The organism is Rhodococcus sp. AH-ZY2 (assembly GCF_030916465.1).
Lineage (GTDB): Bacteria > Actinomycetota > Actinomycetes > Mycobacteriales > Mycobacteriaceae > Rhodococcus > Rhodococcus ruber.
Genome location: NZ_CP126458.1, coordinates 1,090,476 through 1,109,210, shown reverse-complemented (window position 1 = coordinate 1,109,210; position 18,735 = coordinate 1,090,476). Strand labels below are relative to the sequence as shown.

Below are 18,735 nucleotides of genomic sequence, written 5' to 3'. Positions count from 1 at the left end.
CCAGTGTGTCAGGTGCCGTCGTGCGGCCCCGGCGGGCGGTCCGGGGCGGGTTAGCATGACGCTGCGACCGCCCGGACGGGCCGGAGCGTGCTGCGCGGAAGGGAACCGATGCCGAACCTGCCCTCGCACCCGTCGCGCCGGACCGGCGCCCCGGCGTCCACCCTGCGCGTCCCCGCCGAGCGGGCGGTGGTGGACTGCGCCGTCTACGTCGACGGCGTGCGGCTGCCGGGCCGTTACGCCCACGGCGCGGCGCTCGAGGAGGTGCGCCGGCGCGGCGCCGGATTCGTGTGGCTCGGCCTGCACGAGCCCGACGAACAGCAGATGACGAGCGTGGGCCGCACGTTCGGGCTGCACGAACTGACGGTCGAGGACGCCGTGCACGCGCATCAGCGGCCCAAGCTCGAACGCTACGACGACGTGACGTTCCTCGTGCTGCGGACCGTGAACTACGTCGAACACGAGTCGGTGACCACGACCAAGGAGATCGTCGAGACCGGCGAGATCATGCTCTTCTGCGGCCGGGACTTCGTCGTCAGCGTCCGCCACGGCGACCACTCCGCGCTGGCGGACGTGCGGCATCGGCTCGAGGCCGCCCCGGAGCGGCTGGCGCTGGGTCCGTCGTCGGTGCTGCACGCCGTCGCCGACCACGTCGTGGACACGTACCTCGCCGTGGTCGACGCCGTGCAGCCGGACATCGACGACCTCGAGGAACTGGTGTTCACGCCCGACACCCGCATCGCGGTGGAGCAGATCTATCTGCTCAAGCGGGAGATCGTGGAACTGCGACGGGCGGTGCTCCCCCTCGCGACGCCGCTGCGCCAGCTGACCCGCGGCGCGGGCAATCCGGTGCCCAAGGAGGTGCGGCGCTACTTCCGGGACGTCGCCGATCATCACACCAAGGTGGCCGAGCGCATCGCGGACTACGACGAGACGCTGAGCACCCTCGTCGATGCCGCGATCGCGAAGGTGACGGTGCAGCAGAACACCGACATGCGCCGGATCTCGGCGTGGGTGGCGATCGCGGCCGTGCCCACGATGATCGCCGGGATCTACGGGATGAACTTCGACAACATGCCCGAACTGCACTGGGAGCACGGGTACTTCGTGGTCATCGGGGCGATCGTCGCGATCACCGTCGGCCTGTTCGTCACCTTCCGCCGCAACAAATGGCTCTGATCACCGCGGCGCGGAACCGCCTGACGCCGGTCGCTTCCGCAGGGCACACCCGTGGGACGTGGGTGCTCGCGGCGGCCCTCGTCCTGATCGTCCTGCAGCTGGCGGTGCGCTCCCTGCTCGCGTTCGGCGGGCAGTTCTACTGGGACGACCTGATTCTGGTCGGACGGGCGGGCCTGCACCCGCTGCTGTCGTTCGAGTTGCTCGGCTACGACCACGACGGCCATCTCATGCCGGGTGCGTTCGTGGTGGCCGACGTGATCACGAGCCTCGCACCGCTGCAGTGGTGGCCGGCGGCTGCGACGCTCGTGGCCAGCCAGGCGTTGGCGTCGCTGGCCGTGCTGCGCGTGCTGTGGTTGCTGCTCGGACCGCGGCCGGCGCTGCTCGGCCCGCTGCTGTTCTACCTGTTCACGCCCCTGACGCTGCCGGCGTTCGCGTGGTGGGCGGCGGGCCTGAATTCGCTGCCGCTGCAGGCGGGCCTGGCGTGGGTGGCCGGCGACGCGATCCGTGCGGCGCGCACGGGCCGACTCCGCTACGCGCTGAGCGGGACGGCGGTCACCGGCGTCGCACTGCTGTTCTTCGAGAAGTCGGTGCTGGTACCGGCGGTGGCCTTCGCGACCGTCGCGCTGATGTACGGGTTGGACGGCCACCCCCGGCCGGTGCGCACCGCGGCGCGACGCGCGGCGCCGCTGTGGCTCGGCTCGGCGCTGGTCCTCGCGGCCTGGGCGGCGGCGTACCTGTCCCTCGTCGAGTCCCGGTTCGGGGCGCCGACGGGCGACATGGTCCGGGGGCTGACGCACCACGGTGTCTCGTTCGGGGTGCTGCCGGCGCTGCTGGGCGGGCCGTGGCGATGGGACCGCTGGAATCCGGGCCCGCCGTGGGCGGATCCGCCGACCGGGCTCGTCGTGGCGGCCTGGGCCGCGGTGCTCGCCGTCCTGGTGTGGTCGCTGCGGCGCAGCCGGCGCACGGGCTGGGTGTGGGCCGCGACGGCCGCCTACGTGGCGGCCTCGACGGCCGCGATGATCACCACCCGCTTCGGCCCGGACACGACGTACGAACTGGCCCAGACCCTGCGCTACCACACCGACACGGCCGTGGTCGTCGCGATCGGAGCGGCCCTGATCCTGCGCGCCGGCCCACGCGACGACCCGCGGCGCGCACCCGCGCGGCGGATCGTCGCCGCCGGGTGCGCGGTGGTCTTCACGGCGAGCTGTCTGTGGTCCACGACGACCTTCGCGCGCACCTGGGCCGACAACCCCACCGGCGCCTACCTGGCCGCCGCGAGGTCCGCGCTCACCGCACGCCCCGACGTGCCGATCCTCGACCATCCCGTGTCGGTGTGGGTGCTCCTGCCGGTCACCCACCCCCACAACCTCCTGAGCCGGGTGTTCTCGCCGTTGCCGGGACGCGCCGAGATCGGCGCCGTCACCACCGAACTGCAGGTGCTCGACGACCGGGGACGACTCGTGCCGGCGGAACTCGTTCCGGTGCGGCACGTGCTGCCCGGTCCGGTGCCCGACTGCGGGCATCTGCTCACCGAGTCGAGGACGACCGTGCTGCCCGCCGACACGGCGCTCGTGGGCGGGGAGTGGACGGTGCAGCTGAACTACCGCGCCTCCGCGGACGGCGAGATCGAGGTGGGGTTTCCCGCCGCCCCGCGGGTGCGGGTACCGGTCACCGAGGGACTGGGCACGGCCTACGCACGGGTCCCGGGCGCAGGCACCGGGCTGCAGGCCCGCTCGGCATCGGCGGGACTCGACGTGTGCCTGGCGGGGGGCCCGATCGGCGTCGTCGTCCCGCGCTGACCGCGCCCGTCACATTCGGGCTCCCCTCACATTCGGGCTCCCGTCACATTCGGGCCGGGGCGCGGTTCGGGTCCCGCACGTCGATGCCGGCCTCCGACCACGCCTCGCGCAGCGCGTCGCCGCCGCGCAACCGCTTCCACGCGGCCTCGGTGCCCGTCAGCGGGATCACCTCGAAGAACCGCACCGGGTCGGCGGGCTCGGGCAGTACCAGTTCGGGGACGTCGCTCGGCTCGAGCATCACCGCGGTGAAGGGTGCCCCCTGCCACAACGGCTCCCCCAGGTCGAGCAGGGCGTCGTCGGTGAGAACGACGCCCTCCACCGCGGGCAGTGCCGCGAGCGTCGCGAGCGTGCGGACCAGCCCCGGCAGAGTGCCGGTGAGGCCGCGCATGCTCAGAATCAGTTCGGCGCGCGGCCCCCGCGTCGGGTCGGCGACCGTCGCGGTGGGGTCGCCCATCGGATGCCGCGAACACCCCAGGGTCGCGAACCGCACGAGGTCCGGCTGTTCCACGCGGAACCGCAGCACCTCGACGGGTTCGAGTCCGAGGAACGTCACGGACGCCGTCTCCGGCTCGGCGCCCCCGAAGCGGGCGCTGAGATGGGCACGGACGGCGGGCAGCACGGCGTCGATCACCCCTGCAATGTAGACCCGGCGCGGGGCTCGTGCCGCCGGTGCGTCCCGCACCGATCCGGGTCACCGGGAGCCCGTCCGCCGGTACCGTCGTGTCATGGTGCGAGACACCGGCTTCCCCGGCGCCGATGCCGGCGACGACTTCTCCCGGCAGCGCCGGCGCGCCGAGTACGCGCGACTGATCGCCTGGCTTCGCCGCGAACCCGGGGACGTCAACGCCGTGCTGCCGTTCGACGCCGTCGTGCGGGCGCTGGGCCGGGTCGGGGAACGGCGTCTGGGGCTGCAGAGCATCGACGTGGCCTCGATCGTCGGCAGCGTGGACCGGACCGAGGATTTCGACCGGCGGTTCCGGCCCACGTCGGCCCGGCTGCGCCAGCGATGGGAGAAGCTGGCCACGGCCCGCCGCCGGGGCGAGGCCGTGCCGCCGATCACGGTGTACCGGGTCGGGTCGATGCACTTCGTGGTGGACGGGCACCACCGCGTCTCCATCGCCTACGCCCGCGGGGACGCGACCATCGACGCCTACGTGACCGAGATCGTCACCCGGATCTCGCCCGAGGGGGTGAGCCAGCACTCGGACCTGATGCGGAAGGACCACTACCGGATGTTCCTGAGCCGGGTGCCACTCACCGGCGAGCGGCGCGACGCGGTGACCGTCCGGGATCCGTGGGACTACGCCGAGCTGGCCGAGTGCATCGAGGCGTGGGGTTTCCGGCTCATGCAGGAGCGCGGCGAGTTCCTCACCCGCGATGTGGTGGCCCAGCGCTGGTTCGACGAGGAGTTCGTGCCCGTGGTCGACATGGTGCGGGCGGCGGGGATGCTGCGCACCCGGACCGACGCCGAGGCGTACCTGTGGCTGGCCGGCGAACGGTACCGGCTCGTGCGGCGGCACGTGTGGAACGAGGAGATCATCGAGCGGCTGAAGCGGCGGGCGCCCCGGTGAGCGCACGCCGGCCGGTTTGATCCCGCGGCGCCGGAGGTATGCCCCCGGCAGCCACCGAGGGCGTCCGCCGGACGCGCGGACGCCCGGGCCGGTCGAGCAGCGTGCCGGCGCCGGTCCGCGCGGGGGGGACCCCGCGCTCCGTACCCTGGTCGGCAGGACCGGGCCCACGACAGGAGAACGCGCTTGACGGCGACCGTGCAGGACGCAGCGGACACCACCCGGGACGTCCGGACCGAGCTGAGCGCGGCCGCGCGCCGCGTGTTCGGCTGGAAGGAGCTGCGTCCCGGCCAGCTCGACGCGATGGAACCACTGGTGCAGGGCCGGGACGTGCTCGCGGTGATGGCCACCGGATCGGGCAAGTCGGCGATCTACCAGGTGCCGGCGCTGCTGATCGAGGGCACCACCCTGGTGATCTCCCCGCTCATCGCGCTGCAGAACGATCAGATCGCGGGGCTCGACGCCACCTCGGCGCCGGACGCGGTCGCGATCAACTCCCGGCAGCGGGCTTCGGAGACCGCAGCCGCGTGGGAGACGATCCGTGAGCGCACCGTGGAGTACGTCTTCCTGGCGCCGGAACAGCTCGCCAACGACGAGGTGGTGGCCCGACTCGCCGCCGCCCGCGTCTCCCTCGTGGTAGTCGACGAGGCGCACTGCGTGTCCGCGTGGGGTCACGACTTCCGGCCCGACTACCTGCGTCTGGCCGATGCGCTCGACCGCCTCGGCCGGCCCCCGGTGGTGGCGCTCACGGCCACCGCGTCGCCGCCGGTGCGGCAGGAGATCGTCGAGGAGCTGCGCCTGCGCGACCCGGTGGTCATCGCCAGCGGGTTCGACCGGCCCAACATCGACCTGGCCGTCGAGCGGTACACCGCCGACGCCGACAAGCGCCGGGCGGTGGTCGAGACCGTCGCCGGACTCGAGACCCCCGGGCTGGTGTACACCGCGACCCGCAAGGACGCCGAATTCTACGCGGCCGAGCTGACCGAACGGGGACTGCGGGCGGCCGCGTACCACGCCGGTCTGCCGGCGGCCACGCGCGAGCGGGTGCACCACGGATTCCTCGACGACGAACTCGAGGTGGTGGTGGCGACCTCCGCGTTCGGCATGGGCATCGACAAGCCCGACGTGCGGTTCGTCGCACACGCCTCCGCGCCGGATTCCGTGGACAGCTACTACCAGCAGATCGGCCGCGCCGGCCGCGACGGGCTCGAGGCGAAGGCGCTGCTGTTCTACCGGCCCGAGGACCTGTCGCTCGCGAAGTTCTTCACCACCCACCGTCCGGACGAGGACCTGCTCGGCCGGGCCTTCACCGCGCTGGCGCGCGCGAAGTCACCGAAGCGACTGAAAGACCTTCGCGCCGAACTGGATATCCGGGGACGAACCCTCACCAACGCGGTCAACCTGCTCGAACGCGCGGGTGTGGTCTCCTCGGGACGCAAGGGGCTCACCGCACGCACCGTCGAGGTGGAGATCGCCGTCCGCCGCGCGGCCGAGGTGGCCGCGGTCGGTGAACGGATGGACCGCTCGCGCGTGGAGATGATGCGGGGCTACGCCGAAACCCGTGGCTGCCGCAGGCAGTTCCTGCTCGGGTACTTCGGCGAGTCGCTACCCGATCCGTGCGGGCACTGTGACTGCTGCCGCGAGGGAATCCACGAGCACCGACCGGAATCGCCGAAACACGGCCCTTACGAGCCGATTCCGCTGCACACCCGAGTGGTGCACGCGCAGTGGGGTCCCGGCGAGGTGATGAGCGCGGAGCCGGACCGGATCACCGTGCTGTTCGACGAGTACGGCTACCGCACGCTGTCGCTCGAGGCGGTGGAGGAGCACGATCTGCTGCGCCCCGAGAACTCGGAGCCCGAACCGGAGCCGGACATCGCCTGACGGATCCCAGGGGGCGCCCCGTAAATCCGCCCGCGACTTCGGAATCCGCCCCCGCCGTGGCGTGGGCGGATTCCGAACCGGCGCGGTAATCCTGCCCCACCCTCGGACGGCGGCCCTCACTCGACGCTCTGCTGCGCCTTCGCGTAGGCGAACTGGAGGAAGTCTGCCCCGGCGAGGGCGGCGAACAGCCCGGCGACGAGCCGGGTCGGACGCGGTGCGAAGACCATTCCGATGGTGAAGAACGTCGCGACCCACATGTCGAAGCAGAAGGGGCAGCTCAGCAACTCGCCCAGGCTGTGCCGGAGACTGTTGCTCGGTCCGCGGACCTCCTCCATCACCTCGGCCGGGCCGCCCTGCTCCTTGTAGCGCGTGAAGGGCGCGCGAATGGGGCTGGTCACCGCATCCTTCGTCACCGTGCGCGACAGCTTGTGCGTGCCGAGGGCGAGCACGACGAGGTCCTGCCCGCTCAGACGCTCCGGCAGTCGACGCCCGGTGACCACCGCGGCGATCACCGCGACGGTGACCAGCGTGCTGTACCCGGCGAGGACCTTCGTGTAGCCCCGGAGGGGTATGTCCTCCCCGCCGGTGTACTCGCGGGTCTGTTCGCGGACGGCGTCGACGAGGTCGACGGACGTCTCGGTCTGATTGCTCATCTGCTTCTCCTGCACGTAGCTCGGTCCGCGCAGTAGTACCCACGCACGGCTGTACCCACGCACGGCTGTACCCACGCACGGCTGTACCCACGCACGGCTGCCGCCACGCCTCTCCGCTACCCCGCGGGGAATCGCACCTCGTGCGTGGGGGCGGTCGCCCCGCCGAACCGCGCCAGCCGCAGCCCCTCCGCCTCGACCGCCGAGCGTTGCCGGGCCGTCAGGCGCCGCCACGGGGTCACCTCGAGTACGGCCGAGTCCTTCGCGACGGCCAGTTTCGCGGTTCCGGCGACCGTCCCGTCGACGAGGACGGCGGAGCGCACGATGCCGTTCTGCGTCACGATCCGGCGACGGTGCTCGTCGGAGACGATCCGGGTCCGGTCGGCGTGCGAGAGCAGGACGTTGTCGTACGGCGCGAGGATCCGCACCGGCGCCGGTGTCGCCGGATCCGGGCGCGGGGCGTCGGGCAGGTCGAACAGCTCGACGCCGTTCTCGTCCCGGAACACCTCGAGCGACGGGCGCAGCCGTTCGAACACCTCCCCGAGCCGCGTCAGCCCCGACCAGGCCTGGGCGTCGCGCACGCTCGCGGGCCCGAACGCGGCGAGGTATCGCCGGAGGACGACGGCCGGGTCCGGCCGTGCCGGTCCGCGACCGGTCCACTCGTCGAGCGGGGTGAGTCGCGGCTGCCCGGAGCGCCCCCACAGCCCCCGCGGCGGCACCTGCACCAGCGGGAGCAGGTTCCGCAGCCCGTAGGCGAGCGCGGCCGGATCGCGGCCGGGGAATCGCTCCGCGAGCAACGGGCGCAGCTCCTGCAGGCTGCGGGGGGCGTCGCCGAGCAGGTCGCGGCCTGCCGCGGCGAGCTCACGCAGGTCCACCCCGGCCAGACCGGCCGCGTACTGGGTGTTGGTGGCCAGGTCCCGGTCCAGCAGTGGCTGGACCCAGTCCCGCAGCGCCGCAGCGTCGGCGGCCGAGACTGCGAAGACCGTGCCGCGCATGAGTACGGTGCGCACCACGTGCCGTCCCTCGATGAGGTCGGCGAGGGCCGCGGGCCGGAACCGCCGCAACCGCGCCCACAGCGCGAAGTAGGGCGGTGTCGGGGCCTGCGCCTGCAGGCCCAGCAGGTGCTCGACCGCGTCGAGCACCGGGAGGTCGGCACGATGCAACAGATGCTGACGGGCGAGGGTGGCGCGGCCGAGAGCACGGACGGTGAGGGTGCGCGGCGTCACGGGAACACCCTGCCACGGCGGACCGACACGGCCTCGTCGGCGCCTGCACCTGGACGGGGCAACCGAGCGTCCGGTAGATGTTTAGTTGAGTTTAGTTTCATGTTGCAGCGTCGAGGAGAGCCGATGTCCGATCCGAGAGGTGCGCGGCTGCTGGTTCCGGTGCTGTGCTTCATCGTCACCACCATCGCCGTGATGCAGACGTCCGTCGTACCGATCGTCGGCACCATTCAGGAACAGCTGGGGGTGAGCACGACCGCCGCGGGCTGGGTCCTGACCGCGAACCTGCTCGCGGCCGCCGTCACCACTCCCCTGCTGGGCCGGCTGGCCGATCTGCGCGGCAAACGCCCGGTCCTGCTCACCGTCCTCGTCGTGGTGTTCGTCGGTTCGCTGCTGTGCGCCGCCGCGGACTCGTTCGCGCTCCTGCTGATCGGCCGGGTCCTGCAGGGCGTGTCGTTCGCGCTGTTCCCCGTCGGCATCGCCGTGCTGCGGGCCGAACTGCCGCCGCAGCGATTGATCGGGGCGATGGGCCTGTTCTCCGGAACGCTCGGCGTCGGTGGCGCGATCGGCATGGTGCTCACCGGCCTGATGGTCTCGGGCGGCGACTACCGTCGCGTGTTCTGGCTGGTGGCGGCGTTCAACGCCGTCGCGTTGCTGAGCGCGTTCCTCGTCGTGCCGCGACGACCGCGGTCCGCGGACGGACGGATCGACTGGCTCGGCGCGATCCTGCTGGCCGTCGGGCTGGCGCTGGTGCTGCTGGCCCTGTCCGAGGGCGGAACGTGGGGTTGGGCGTCGGCGCTCACCCTCGGGAGCGCCGCACTCGGGCTGGCCGTGCTCGCGGCGTGGCTGCTCTTCGAACGGCACGTCGACGAGCCGCTCGTGCCGCCGCGGATGCTCACCGATCGGCCGGTGTTCGTGGTGCACGGCGCCGCGTTCCTCGTCGGCATGGCCATGTTCGTCAGCTTCCTCGCGACGGCGTACTTCGTGCAGACACCGCCCGCCGTCGCCGGATACGGATTCGGCGCCACCGTGCTCGAGGCGACCGCGGTGTACATGCTGCCCGGCGCGCTCGTCGGGGTGGTCGCCGCGGCACTCGCGGGCCGGCTCATCCACCGGTTCGACGCCCGATGGGTGCTGATCGGAGCGTGCATTCTCGGGATCGCCGGCTTCGCCCTGGTGGCGGTCGTGCACGACCGGAGCTGGCAGCTGATCGTCTCCGGCATCCTCGTGACCACCTTCGTCAGCCTCGCCTATGCCGCACTGCCCGCCCTGCTCGTCGCCGAGATCCGTCCCGATCAGACCGGGGTCGCGAACAGCATCAACTCCATCGCCCGCACGGTGGGCAGTTCGCTCAGCAGTGCGGTGGTCACGACCCTGCTGGCCACGCTGACCGTTCCCGGCACGGGCGTCGTCCGCGAGAGCGCATTCGTCGCGGCATTCGGGTTGGGTGTCGCGGCCGCGGCCGTGGCCGCACTGCTCGTTCTCATCGGCGGGCGACCGGCCACGCGCGCACTGAGCGACCGCGAGGAGGACGAGGTCGAGGCGACGGCCCTGGCCGCCGAATGGAGCACGGTGTCCGGTCTCGCGGCGGAGCACACCGCGACCGGGCAGACCGACGCGGTCCGCCGGGGCTGACCTCGCGGTCGGGAACGGGACGGAACCGGGCGTCCTCAGCCCTTTCCCGTTCTGCGTCCGCTCAACCCTGCAGTGCGCGCACCGCCTCCTCCGCCTGCTGCGCCGCCTCCTCGGCCTTCGCGGCGTCCTCGTCGGCCGTCCGGGCGGTGCGTCGCGCGAACTCGCGCTGGTGTTCCACCCGGCCCAGCTCCTCGCGCAGCCGCGCGACGTGCTCGTCGAGTTGTTCGACCGCGGCACGTGCGCGCTCCGCCACCGACCGCGCCTCGTCGGCGGTGTTCCGCGCCGTTTCCGCCTCGGCGACGGCGGCCTCCAGCGCTCGCCGCGTGCGCTCGGCCTCCTCGATGTCGTCCGCCCCGGTGCCCTTCCGTTCCGGCGCGGGCGGAACGACCGACAGTCCGACCGGTCCGAACCCGCTGTAGTCCAGCGGCGTCTCGAGTCGGCCACCGCGCACCTGCTCGGCCAGCTCGGCCTCGGCGAGTGCGGCGTGCAGGGTCTGGCCCACCTCGCGCAGCGCGGCTTCGGATGCCCGCCGACCGTGCTCGGCGGCGAGCCGGGAGGCCGTCTTCTCGAGCGCACCGATCACCCGCCGTCGCTGGGTGGACAGCCGCCGCAGCTCGGCTCCGGAGAGCTGACGCTGCGCGGTACGCAGGGCCTCGCCGAGTCCGAGCAGGGCCGTGATCTCCTCGGGCCTCTCGCGGACGAGGAGGTTCACCAGCCACGCCGACACGGTCGGCTTGCGCAGCCGGCCGACCGCCGCCGCGAGCTCCCGGTCGCCGGCGTCGCGGGCACGGGCGACGTACTCCTTACGGGCCGCGGTGAACTCACCCGGATCGAGCCCGTACAGCTCGTCGGCGATGTCGTCGAGGTCCACCGGCCTACTATGCACTCCTCGGTCAGAGGGTGACGTTCTCCCCCGTCGCCTGGTCGAACAGGGCAACCTTCGCCGGATCGAACCACAGCTGCACCGGCCGGCCCTTCGCGACGTCGGACTCGGCGGGCAGCCGCGCGACCATCGAGCCGCCGGCGAGATCGGCGACGCCCACATCGGCTGCCAGATCGTCGAGGTCGCTCGAATGCAGCTCCGGGGACTCGACGGTGAAGTACGCGTACTTGTCCGACCCCATGGATTCGAGCACGTCGATGTCGACCGTGAAGATGGTGCCCTGCTCGCGCTGCGCCGGGTCCAGGAGCGCGGCGTCCTCGAAGTGCTCGGGCCGGATGCCGACGACGACGTCACGTCCCGGATCGTGCTTCTGCACGGCCGCCCACCGCTCGGCCGGCAGCGTGAAGTCCCCGATCGCGGTGCGCACTCTGTCACCGTCGAGCCGGCCGGCGAAGAAGTTCATCGACGGCGAGCCGATGAACCCCGCCACGAACAGGTTCTTCGGCCGGTCGTAGAGCTCCTGCGGGGCACCGATCTGCTGCACCAGCCCGCCGCGGAGGACGACCACGCGGTCCCCGAGCGTCATGGCCTCGGTCTGATCGTGGGTGACGTACACCGTGGTGGTGCCCAGGCGCTTCTGCAGCCGGGCGATCTCGGTGCGCATCTGCACCCGCAGCTTGGCGTCGAGGTTGGACAGCGGCTCGTCCATGAGGAACGCCTTGGGATTGCGCACGATCGCCCGTCCCATCGCCACCCGCTGTCGCTGCCCGCCCGACAGGTTCGACGGCTTGCGGTCGAGGTGGCCGGTCAGGTCGAGGATCTTCGCCGCCTCCTCCACCTTTCGCGCGACCTCGTCCTTGGGGACCTTGGCCAGGGTGAGCGGGAAGGCGATGTTCTCCCGGACGGTCATGTGCGGGTACAGCGCATACGACTGGAACACCATCGCGATGTCGCGGTCCTTCGGCGCCTTCTCGTTGACCCGCTCGCCCCCGATCCGCAACTCGCCGGAGGAGATGTCCTCGAGGCCGGCGATCATGTTCAGCGTCGTCGACTTTCCGCAGCCCGAGGGGCCGACCAGGATGATGAACTCGCCGTCGGCGATCGTCATGTCCACGTCGCTGACCGCTCGCGCCCCGTCGGGGTAGAGCTTGGTCACCTTGTCCAGCACGATTTCAGCCATGTGGGTCATCCCTTCACTGCGCCGGACGTCAGGCCGGCCACGATGCGACGTTGGAAGATCAGCACGAACACGATGATCGGAATGGTGATGACCACCGCGGCCGCCGCGATCGAGCCGGTGGGCTCCTCGAACTGGGAGGCTCCGGTGAAGTTCGCGATTGCCGCGGGCGCGGTGATGGACCGCTCGGTGGACGTCAGCGAGATCGCGAACAACAGGTCGTTCCAGCAGAAGATGAACACCAGGATCGCGGCGGTGACGATGCCCGGCGCCGCCAGCGGCGCCACCACCTTCCGGAAGGCCTGCCCGGGTGTGGCGCCGTCCATCTTGGCGGCCTTCTCGAGTTCCCACGGGATCTCCTTGAAGAACGCCGAGAGCGTGTAGATCGCCAGGGGCAGGGAGAAGGTGATGTACGGGATGATCAGGCCCGCCCAGGTGTCGAACAGCCCGAGTCTGCGGATGATGTCGAACAGCGGGCTGACGAGCGAGATCTGCGGGAACATCGCGATCAGCAGCGCGACACCGACGAGGATCTTCTTGCCCGGGAAGTCGAGCCGGGCGATCGCGTACGCCGCCATGGTGCCGATGACCACCGCGATCACCGTGGCGATCAGTCCGATGCCGATCGAGTTGATCAGTGCGCTGGTGAATGCGTCGGTGCGGAAGATGCCGCGGTAGTTGTCCAGGGTCCATTCCTGGGGGATGAAGCGCCCGTCCTTGATCGTGCCGGCCGGCTTGAACGACAGGCTGGCGATCCACAGCACCGGCACGAGTGCGTACAGCAGTACGAGCAGGTTCACCGCCGACCAGCTCAGTTTGCGCCGCGGGGTTTCGGTCGTCGTCATCACCGCTTCCCTTCCGCATCGGAGCCGGGCGCCGAGGCCCCGAACAGTTTGATGAACATGAACGCGATGATCGCCACGCACAGGAAGATCAGGACGCTGATCGCCGAGCCGATGCCCAGGTTGAATGCTTTGAACAGGTTGTCGTATCCGAGGATCGACACCGAGCCCGTGCCGTTCGACCCGCGCGTGAGGACGTAGATGTTGTCGAAGATGCGGAACGCGTCGAGCGTGCGGAACAGCAGCGCCACCAGGATCGCCGGCTTCATCAGCGGGACGATGATCTTGGTCAGCCGGGTCCACGCACCCGCGCCGTCGACCTGGGACGCGCGCAGCAGGTCGTCCGGGACGAGCGCCAGCCCGGCGAGGAGCAGCAGCGCCATGAACGGGGTGGTCTTCCACACCTCGGCGAGCACGATGATCGCCAGTGACGGAAGTTGTTCGGTCAGTGGGGCGCTGCCCTCGGGGAGCAGATTCGCCAGGTAGCCGGTGCCCGGCGTCCAGGCGTAGTACCAGCTGTAGGCGGCGGCGACGGTGACGATCCCGTACGGGATCAGCACCACGGTGCGGACGGTGCCCTTGCCGACGATGGTGCGGTGCATGATCAGCGCCAGCGCCAGCCCCAGGACGAATTCGATCGCCACCGACACGACGGTGATGCCGGCGGTGACGAAGAAGGCCTGCCACCAGAACGCATCGGTGAGGACCGAGACGTAGTTGGCGAATCCGACGAATTCACGCTCGTCGGGGAAGCGCAGGTCGTACCGCTGCAGGCTCAGCCACACCGCGTACCCCACGGGGTAGGCGGTGACGGCGAGCATCATCAGCGCCGCGGGCGCGACCAGCCACAGCCCGAGTCGGCGTTCGGCCTTCTTCCCTTCGGACAGAACAACTTTCCCGCGCTCGGACGATACGGGCCGGTCGCCCTCGGCCGGTGGGACGGGTCGGGTTGCGGGCGTGGTGGTCACGGGATCAGCCCTTCCGAATTGACCGCCTTGCGGACCTGCTCGGCGAGTTCGTCGACCGTGCGCGGCGGGTCGATCTGGTCGACCGGATTGAGAGTCGCGGTGATGAGCGTCGAAATGCTCTGATACGCAGGCGAAACCGGGCGCACCGCCGCGTTCTCGAGACTCTCGCGCACCTCCCGCCACATCGGGTATGCCTGCTGGAACTCCGGATCGTCGTACAGCGATGCCAGCGTGGGCGGGACACCGCCGTCGACGGCGTTGTTGCGCTGGTTCTCCTCGTTGCGCAGGCACTGCACGGCTTCGAACGCGAGGTCGGGATACCTGGTGGTGCGGGCGACCCCGATATTGAACCCGCCGATCGTGACCTCGGCCGGCTTGCCGGGGACCACCGACGGGTACGGGGCGGGGAGGAAGTTCTGCTCGCCGTTCACCGTCAGGACCGTGTTGCCGGTGTTCTCGGCGGTCACGTTGCCGTTCTCGTCGACGAAGGGCAGAAAGCCCTTCTCGGAGTTCTCGACGATGCCGGGGTAGACGAACGGCCAGTTCACCTGGAACGCGGCCTTGCCGCTCTCCATACCGAGACGCGCAGCGGCCTCGTCGGACTGGTTCAGCGACGGGTCCGCACCGGGCGCGGTCGCCACCCGCTTCATGATGTCCAGAGCCGTCACCGCGGCGTCACCGTCGGCCACGGTGACGGTGGTGCCGTCCTCTGCCACGACCGATCCGCCGGCGCTGGCGAGCAGGGTGTTGAACCACACCATCAGGCCCTCGTACTGGCGGGCCTGCACCCCGATCCAGCTGGGGCGGCCCTCGGCCGCGAGCCCGCTCGCGATGTCGATCATCTCGTCCCACGTCTGCGGTGGCCGCCCGTCGGGCATCAGGTCCTTGCGATACCAGAGCAACTGGGTGTTGGTGTTCAGCGGTGCCGCATAGAGGGTGCCCTGCCACGTGGCGGACTCCAGCGGTCCGGCGAGGGTGCCTTCGGACACCGCGGCCGCGACGTCCGGCGGCAGCGGCAGCGCCCAGCCCGCCTCGGCGAACTCGGCCGTCCACACGACGTCGAGTGTCATCAGGTCGAGGGTGTCGTCCCCGCCGGTGAGCCGCCGCGCGAGCTGCAGCCGCTGGTCGTCGGCGCCCTTGGGCAGGGTGCGCTGCTCGATGGTGTACCGGCCACCGGCGGCGGCGGTGCAGTTCGCCGCCGCGGCAGCGTACTGCTCCGCGCCGTCGGCGGCGGTGTAGAAGCTCAGTACCGTCCCGTCGGACTCGCTGCCGCACGCCGCGACCGACGACAGGGCGAACACCGCCGCGGCGCCCACCAGTCCGACCCGCACCGCCCGTCTCCGCACCGCAGCCTCCAGCCGTCGTCCTGCGCGACGGTGACTTCCGTCACACTTGGTGCGAACGTAACGCACCGGACGCCGCCGCGCGACTCAACTGCCGCCCGGAACGGAACTGTGATCGAACGGTCTACAACGCGAGCTTGGCGAGCAGGTCCCGTGCCCGTTCCGCGTTGCGCGGCGCGCACAGCACGTCGTAGCGGCCGGCCACCAGCTGCATCGTCGACGAGAAGTCGCGCTGGCCGCGCGTCGCGGCGTACGGGATGGTCGTGGAGATCAGGCCGAAGACGATGCCACCGACCATGCCGACGAGCAGGGGGCCGAGGAAATCGGTCGAGAAGATCCCGAGCAGCAGACCGAAGAACAGACCGAGCCAGGCGCCGGAGGCGATGCCGCCGCCGATCACCTTCGCCCACGTCAACCGGCCGGTGACCCGCTCGACCTGCATGAGATCGACACCCACGATGGTGACGTCCTCGACCGGGAAGGACTGGTCCGAGAGATGGTCGACAGCGCGCTGCGCCTCGGCGTAGGTCGTGTACGAACCGACCGGCCAGCCGCTCGGCGGAGTCGGCAGGCCCGGCGTGGCGCGTCCCGGCTGTCCGAGGGGGTTGGTCATCTTCGGCTCCTTCTCGTGACTGCGCGCCCCGATCCGGCGCACCCTGTCCATTCTGCCCGTCTGCGCCTTCGGCGCCGGTGCGTCCTTTGGGCTGCTCCCACCGCCCAAAGGACACACCGGCGGCGCAGCCGCCTACTGCGGCGGCTCGAACGTCGTGGTGCGGGCCATTCCGGCTGCCCGGCCCTTCGCCGAGATCACCAGCGCCATCTTGCGGCTGGCCTCGTCGATCATCTCGTCCCCGAGCATCGCGGCGCCGCGCGCGCCGCCAGCCGCGGAGGTGTGCCACTCGTAGGCGTCGAGGATCATCTCGGCCTTGTCGTAGTCCTCCTGCCGCGGACTGAAGACCTCGTTCGCGGCGTCGATCTGGCTGGGGTGCAGCACCCACTTGCCGTCGAAGCCGAGGGCCGCGGTCCGCTGCGCGGAGCGCCGGAACGCCTCGACGTCGCGGATCTGGAGATACGGCCCGTCGATCGCCTGCAGCCCGTGGGCCCGGGCCGCCATGAGGATGGTCATGAGGATGTGGTGGTAGGCGTCGCCGCGGTCGTAGCCGTCGGGCTGCTCCCCGACGACGAGGGTGCGCATGTTGATGCTCGCCATGAAGTCGGCCGGGCCGAACACCAGCGTCTGCACGCGCGGGCTGGCGGTGGCGATCGCGTTGATGTTGGTCAGCCCGAGAGCGTCCTCGATCTGCGGCTCGATACCGATGCGTCCGACCTCGAGCCCGTGGGCCTTCTCCACCTGAGTCAGCAGGAGATCGAGCGCCTGCACATGGCTCGCGTCGGGAACCTTCGGCAGCAGGATCGCATCGAGGTGCGCGCCGGCGCCACCCACCACGGTGGCGACGTCGAGATAGGTGGCATCGGTGGTCCAGTCGTTGACCCGCACCACCTTCAGTTGCTCGCCCCACCCGCCCTCGTTCAGCGCCTCGACGATCGTCGTGCGGGCCTGCTCCTTCGCCAGCGGGGAGACGGCGTCCTCGAGATCGAGGAACACCTCGTCGGCAGGCAGGCCCTTGGCCTTGTCGATCATCTTGCGGCTGCTGCCGGGAACGGCGAGCACGGACCTGCGGGGCCTGAAGTCGAACGACATGGGCTGGGCAGACCTCCGTGTTCCGAAATCGACGACCGCACGTTCTAGCCTGACCATCATGGCAGCAGTGAGCAAGGTATTCGCGGCGAGGCTCGCAGGTCTGGTGGTCCTGGGACCCGACGGCGAGTCGATCGGCCGGGTGCGCGACGTCGTGCTCACCATCCGGATCGGGCGGCAGCAGCCCCGGGTGCTCGGTCTGGTCGTCGAACTGCCGACGCGCAAGCGAATATTCGTGCCGATGCTGCGCGTGACGGCGATCGAGCCGGGGGCCGTCACCCTGAACACCGGCAACGTCAGCCTGCGCCGGTTCACGCAGCGACCGACCGAGGTGCTGGCGCTCGCGCAGGTGCTCGATTCGAAGGTCCGGGTCGACGACCCCGAGCTGGGTGAGCTCGCGGGCGTGGACGTGGTCGTCGTCGATCTCGGCATCGAACTGACCCGCACCCGGGACTGGGTGGTCTCGCGCGTGGCCGTGCGGGCCCAGCGCGGCCGGTTGGGCCGGCGGTCCGCGATCCATGTCGTGGACTGGCAGCACGTGCACGGGCTGACCTACAGCAACCTCGGAATGCCCGGCCAGGGTGTCTCGCAGCTGCTGCTGCAGTTCGAGGACATGCGCGCCGCCGACGTCGCGAACGCGCTGCGCGAGCTGCCGGAGAAGCGCCGGCACGAGGTGGCGGTCGCCCTGGACGACGAGCGGCTCGCCGACGTCGTGCAGGAGCTGCCGACCGACGACCAGACCGATCTGCTGATGCACCTCGAGGTGGAACGCGCCGCGGACCTGCTCGAGGCGATGGACCCCGACGACGCCGCCGATCTGCTCGGCGAGCTGCCCGACTCGGACGCCGAGTCGCTGCTGCGCCTGATGGATCCGGAGGATTCCGAGCCGGTGCGGCGGTTGCTCGAGCACTCCCCCGACACCGCCGGCGGCCTCATGACCCCCGAGCCGGTGGTGCTCACCCCGGCGACGACGGTGGCCGAGGCACTGGCCCGGGTGCGCAACCCGGACCTCACCCCGGCGCTGGCGTCCATGGTGTTCGTCGTCCGGCCGCCCACCGCGACCCCGACGGGCAAGTATCTCGGCTGCGTGCACCTGCAGCAGCTGCTCCGGGAGCCGCCGGCCGGCCTGGTGGGCGGGATCGTGGACAACGACCTGCCACGACTGGACCCCGACGATTCGCTCACCGCGGTCACCCGGTACTTCGCGACGTACAACCTGGTGTGCGGGCCCGTGCTGGACGACGAGGGGCACCTGCTCGGTGCCGTGACGGTGGACGACGTGCTCGATCACCTGCTGCCCGAGGACTGGCGCGAAGAGGAGGCCGACGATGAGTGACCGTTCCGCCGTGGCCCGGCAGCGCCTCGACACTCCCCGAACCGGCCGGTTCCGGGTCAACTTCGACGTCGAGGCGGTCGGCCGCGTCAGCGAATCGATCGCCCGGTTCCTCGGCACCGGGCGCTACCTGGCCATCCAGACGGTCGTGGTGATCGTGTGGATCCTGCTCAACGTCTTCGCCGTGACGTTGCAGTGGGATCCGTACCCCTTCATCCTGCTGAACCTCGCGTTCTCCACGCAGGCCGCCTACGCCGCGCCGCTGATCCTGCTCGCCCAGAACCGGCAGGAGAACAGGGACCGGGTGTCACTCGAGGTGGACCGGGCACGCGCCGCCCAGACCAAGGCCGACACCGAGTTCCTCGCGCGGGAGCTGGCGGCGCTGCGGCTGGCGGTCGGCGAGGTGGCCACCCGCGACTACCTCCGGCGCGAGCTCGACGATCTGCGCGCGCTGCTGATCGAACCGGAGGAGGAGGACACGACGTCGACGGCATCCGGCAAAACGCGCCCGGCCCGCCGCTGAGACGTGACGCGCTGTAACGTCCATCACAG

Annotated in this window: 17 protein-coding genes; 7 read left to right on the top strand and 10 right to left on the bottom strand. The window is 71.0% G+C overall.

All coding sequences use genetic code 11. The features are described 5' to 3' along the window. The first annotated feature begins 108 nt into the window (after positions 1-108). Both corA and QNA09_RS06230 read left to right on the top strand, forming a co-directional pair. A complete protein-coding gene (gene corA / locus QNA09_RS06235; RefSeq protein WP_010592426.1) occupies positions 109-1,176 on the top strand; it encodes a magnesium/cobalt transporter CorA in 1,068 nt (355 codons plus the stop codon). Beyond that, positions 1,167-2,978 carry a hypothetical protein gene (locus QNA09_RS06230; RefSeq protein ID WP_248957480.1) on the top strand — a complete coding sequence of 604 codons (1,812 nt, stop codon included), beginning with the start codon at positions 1,167-1,169 and terminating at the stop codon, positions 2,976-2,978. The genes corA and QNA09_RS06230 overlap by 10 nt, the downstream gene beginning before the upstream one ends. Positions 2,979-3,021: 43 nt before the next feature. On the opposite strand, the gene QNA09_RS06225 is transcribed toward QNA09_RS06230, so the two are convergent. Next, positions 3,022-3,609, bottom strand: coding sequence for a suppressor of fused domain protein (locus QNA09_RS06225; RefSeq protein ID WP_010592428.1), 588 nt, complete (start codon positions 3,607-3,609; stop codon positions 3,022-3,024). Positions 3,610-3,703: 94 nt separating this feature from the next. Here QNA09_RS06225 and QNA09_RS06220 point away from each other — a divergent pair, with 94 nt between their 5' ends. Then, positions 3,704-4,549: a ParB N-terminal domain-containing protein gene (locus QNA09_RS06220; RefSeq protein WP_010592429.1), complete on the top strand. Its 846-nt coding sequence runs from the start codon at positions 3,704-3,706 to the stop codon at positions 4,547-4,549. A 183-nt stretch (positions 4,550-4,732) separates the two neighbouring features. Further along, positions 4,733-6,430, top strand: coding sequence for an ATP-dependent DNA helicase RecQ (locus QNA09_RS06215; RefSeq protein ID WP_308072322.1), 1,698 nt, complete (start codon positions 4,733-4,735; stop codon positions 6,428-6,430). A 116-nt stretch (positions 6,431-6,546) separates the two neighbouring features. Here QNA09_RS06215 and QNA09_RS06210 read toward each other — a convergent pair whose 3' ends face one another. Beyond that, the gene (locus QNA09_RS06210; RefSeq protein WP_026138052.1) at positions 6,547-7,083 is read right to left on the bottom strand and encodes a DUF1360 domain-containing protein; all 537 of its coding nucleotides are present in this window, start codon (positions 7,081-7,083) and stop codon (positions 6,547-6,549) included. Positions 7,084-7,199: 116 nt separating this feature from the next. Beyond that, the gene (locus QNA09_RS06205; RefSeq protein ID WP_017681979.1) at positions 7,200-8,306 is read right to left on the bottom strand and encodes a winged helix DNA-binding domain-containing protein; all 1,107 of its coding nucleotides are present in this window, start codon (positions 8,304-8,306) and stop codon (positions 7,200-7,202) included. Positions 8,307-8,429: 123 nt separating this feature from the next. On the opposite strand from QNA09_RS06205, the gene QNA09_RS06200 reads away from it, so the two are divergent. After that, positions 8,430-9,938: an MFS transporter gene (locus QNA09_RS06200; protein WP_140188413.1), complete on the top strand. Its 1,509-nt coding sequence runs from the start codon at positions 8,430-8,432 to the stop codon at positions 9,936-9,938. A gap of 61 nt (positions 9,939-9,999) precedes the next feature. Here the strand turns inward: QNA09_RS06200 and QNA09_RS06195 are convergent, their stop codons facing one another. The 7 genes from QNA09_RS06195 to QNA09_RS06165 all read right to left on the bottom strand — a co-directional run bounded on the left by QNA09_RS06195 (position 10,000) and on the right by QNA09_RS06165 (position 16,853). Continuing rightward, positions 10,000-10,809, bottom strand: coding sequence for a hypothetical protein (locus QNA09_RS06195; protein ID WP_017681977.1), 810 nt, complete (start codon positions 10,807-10,809; stop codon positions 10,000-10,002). 22 nt (positions 10,810-10,831) lie between these two features. Further along, complete coding sequence (locus QNA09_RS06190) at positions 10,832-12,001, bottom strand: ABC transporter ATP-binding protein (RefSeq protein ID WP_010592436.1); 1,170 nt, start codon at positions 11,999-12,001, stop codon at positions 10,832-10,834. 5 nt (positions 12,002-12,006) lie between these two features. After that, a complete protein-coding gene (locus QNA09_RS06185; protein WP_010592437.1) occupies positions 12,007-12,843 on the bottom strand; it encodes a carbohydrate ABC transporter permease in 837 nt (278 codons plus the stop codon). Further along, positions 12,843-13,727, bottom strand: a complete 885-nt coding sequence (locus QNA09_RS06180) for a carbohydrate ABC transporter permease (RefSeq protein ID WP_174557540.1) — start codon at positions 13,725-13,727, stop codon at positions 12,843-12,845. The genes QNA09_RS06185 and QNA09_RS06180 overlap by 1 nt, the downstream gene beginning before the upstream one ends. A gap of 77 nt (positions 13,728-13,804) precedes the next feature. Then, the gene (locus QNA09_RS06175) at positions 13,805-15,139 is read right to left on the bottom strand and encodes an ABC transporter substrate-binding protein (RefSeq protein ID WP_017681975.1); all 1,335 of its coding nucleotides are present in this window, start codon (positions 15,137-15,139) and stop codon (positions 13,805-13,807) included. Positions 15,140-15,275: 136 nt separating this feature from the next. Continuing rightward, positions 15,276-15,764 carry a general stress protein gene (locus tag QNA09_RS06170; protein ID WP_003936099.1) on the bottom strand — a complete coding sequence of 163 codons (489 nt, stop codon included), beginning with the start codon at positions 15,762-15,764 and terminating at the stop codon, positions 15,276-15,278. Between the two features lie 132 nt (positions 15,765-15,896). Further along, the gene (locus tag QNA09_RS06165; RefSeq protein WP_010592440.1) at positions 15,897-16,853 is read right to left on the bottom strand and encodes a CoA ester lyase; all 957 of its coding nucleotides are present in this window, start codon (positions 16,851-16,853) and stop codon (positions 15,897-15,899) included. A 58-nt stretch (positions 16,854-16,911) separates the two neighbouring features. Between QNA09_RS06165 and QNA09_RS06160 the strand changes: the two genes are divergently transcribed. Together QNA09_RS06160 and QNA09_RS06155 are read left to right on the top strand one after the other, a co-directional pair. Further along, a complete protein-coding gene (locus tag QNA09_RS06160) occupies positions 16,912-18,186 on the top strand; it encodes a magnesium transporter MgtE N-terminal domain-containing protein (RefSeq protein WP_026138051.1) in 1,275 nt (424 codons plus the stop codon). Beyond that, complete coding sequence (locus tag QNA09_RS06155) at positions 18,179-18,706, top strand: DUF1003 domain-containing protein (protein ID WP_010592442.1); 528 nt, start codon at positions 18,179-18,181, stop codon at positions 18,704-18,706. Before QNA09_RS06160 ends, QNA09_RS06155 begins: the two co-directional genes overlap by 8 nt. Positions 18,707-18,735: the final 29 nt, after the last annotated feature.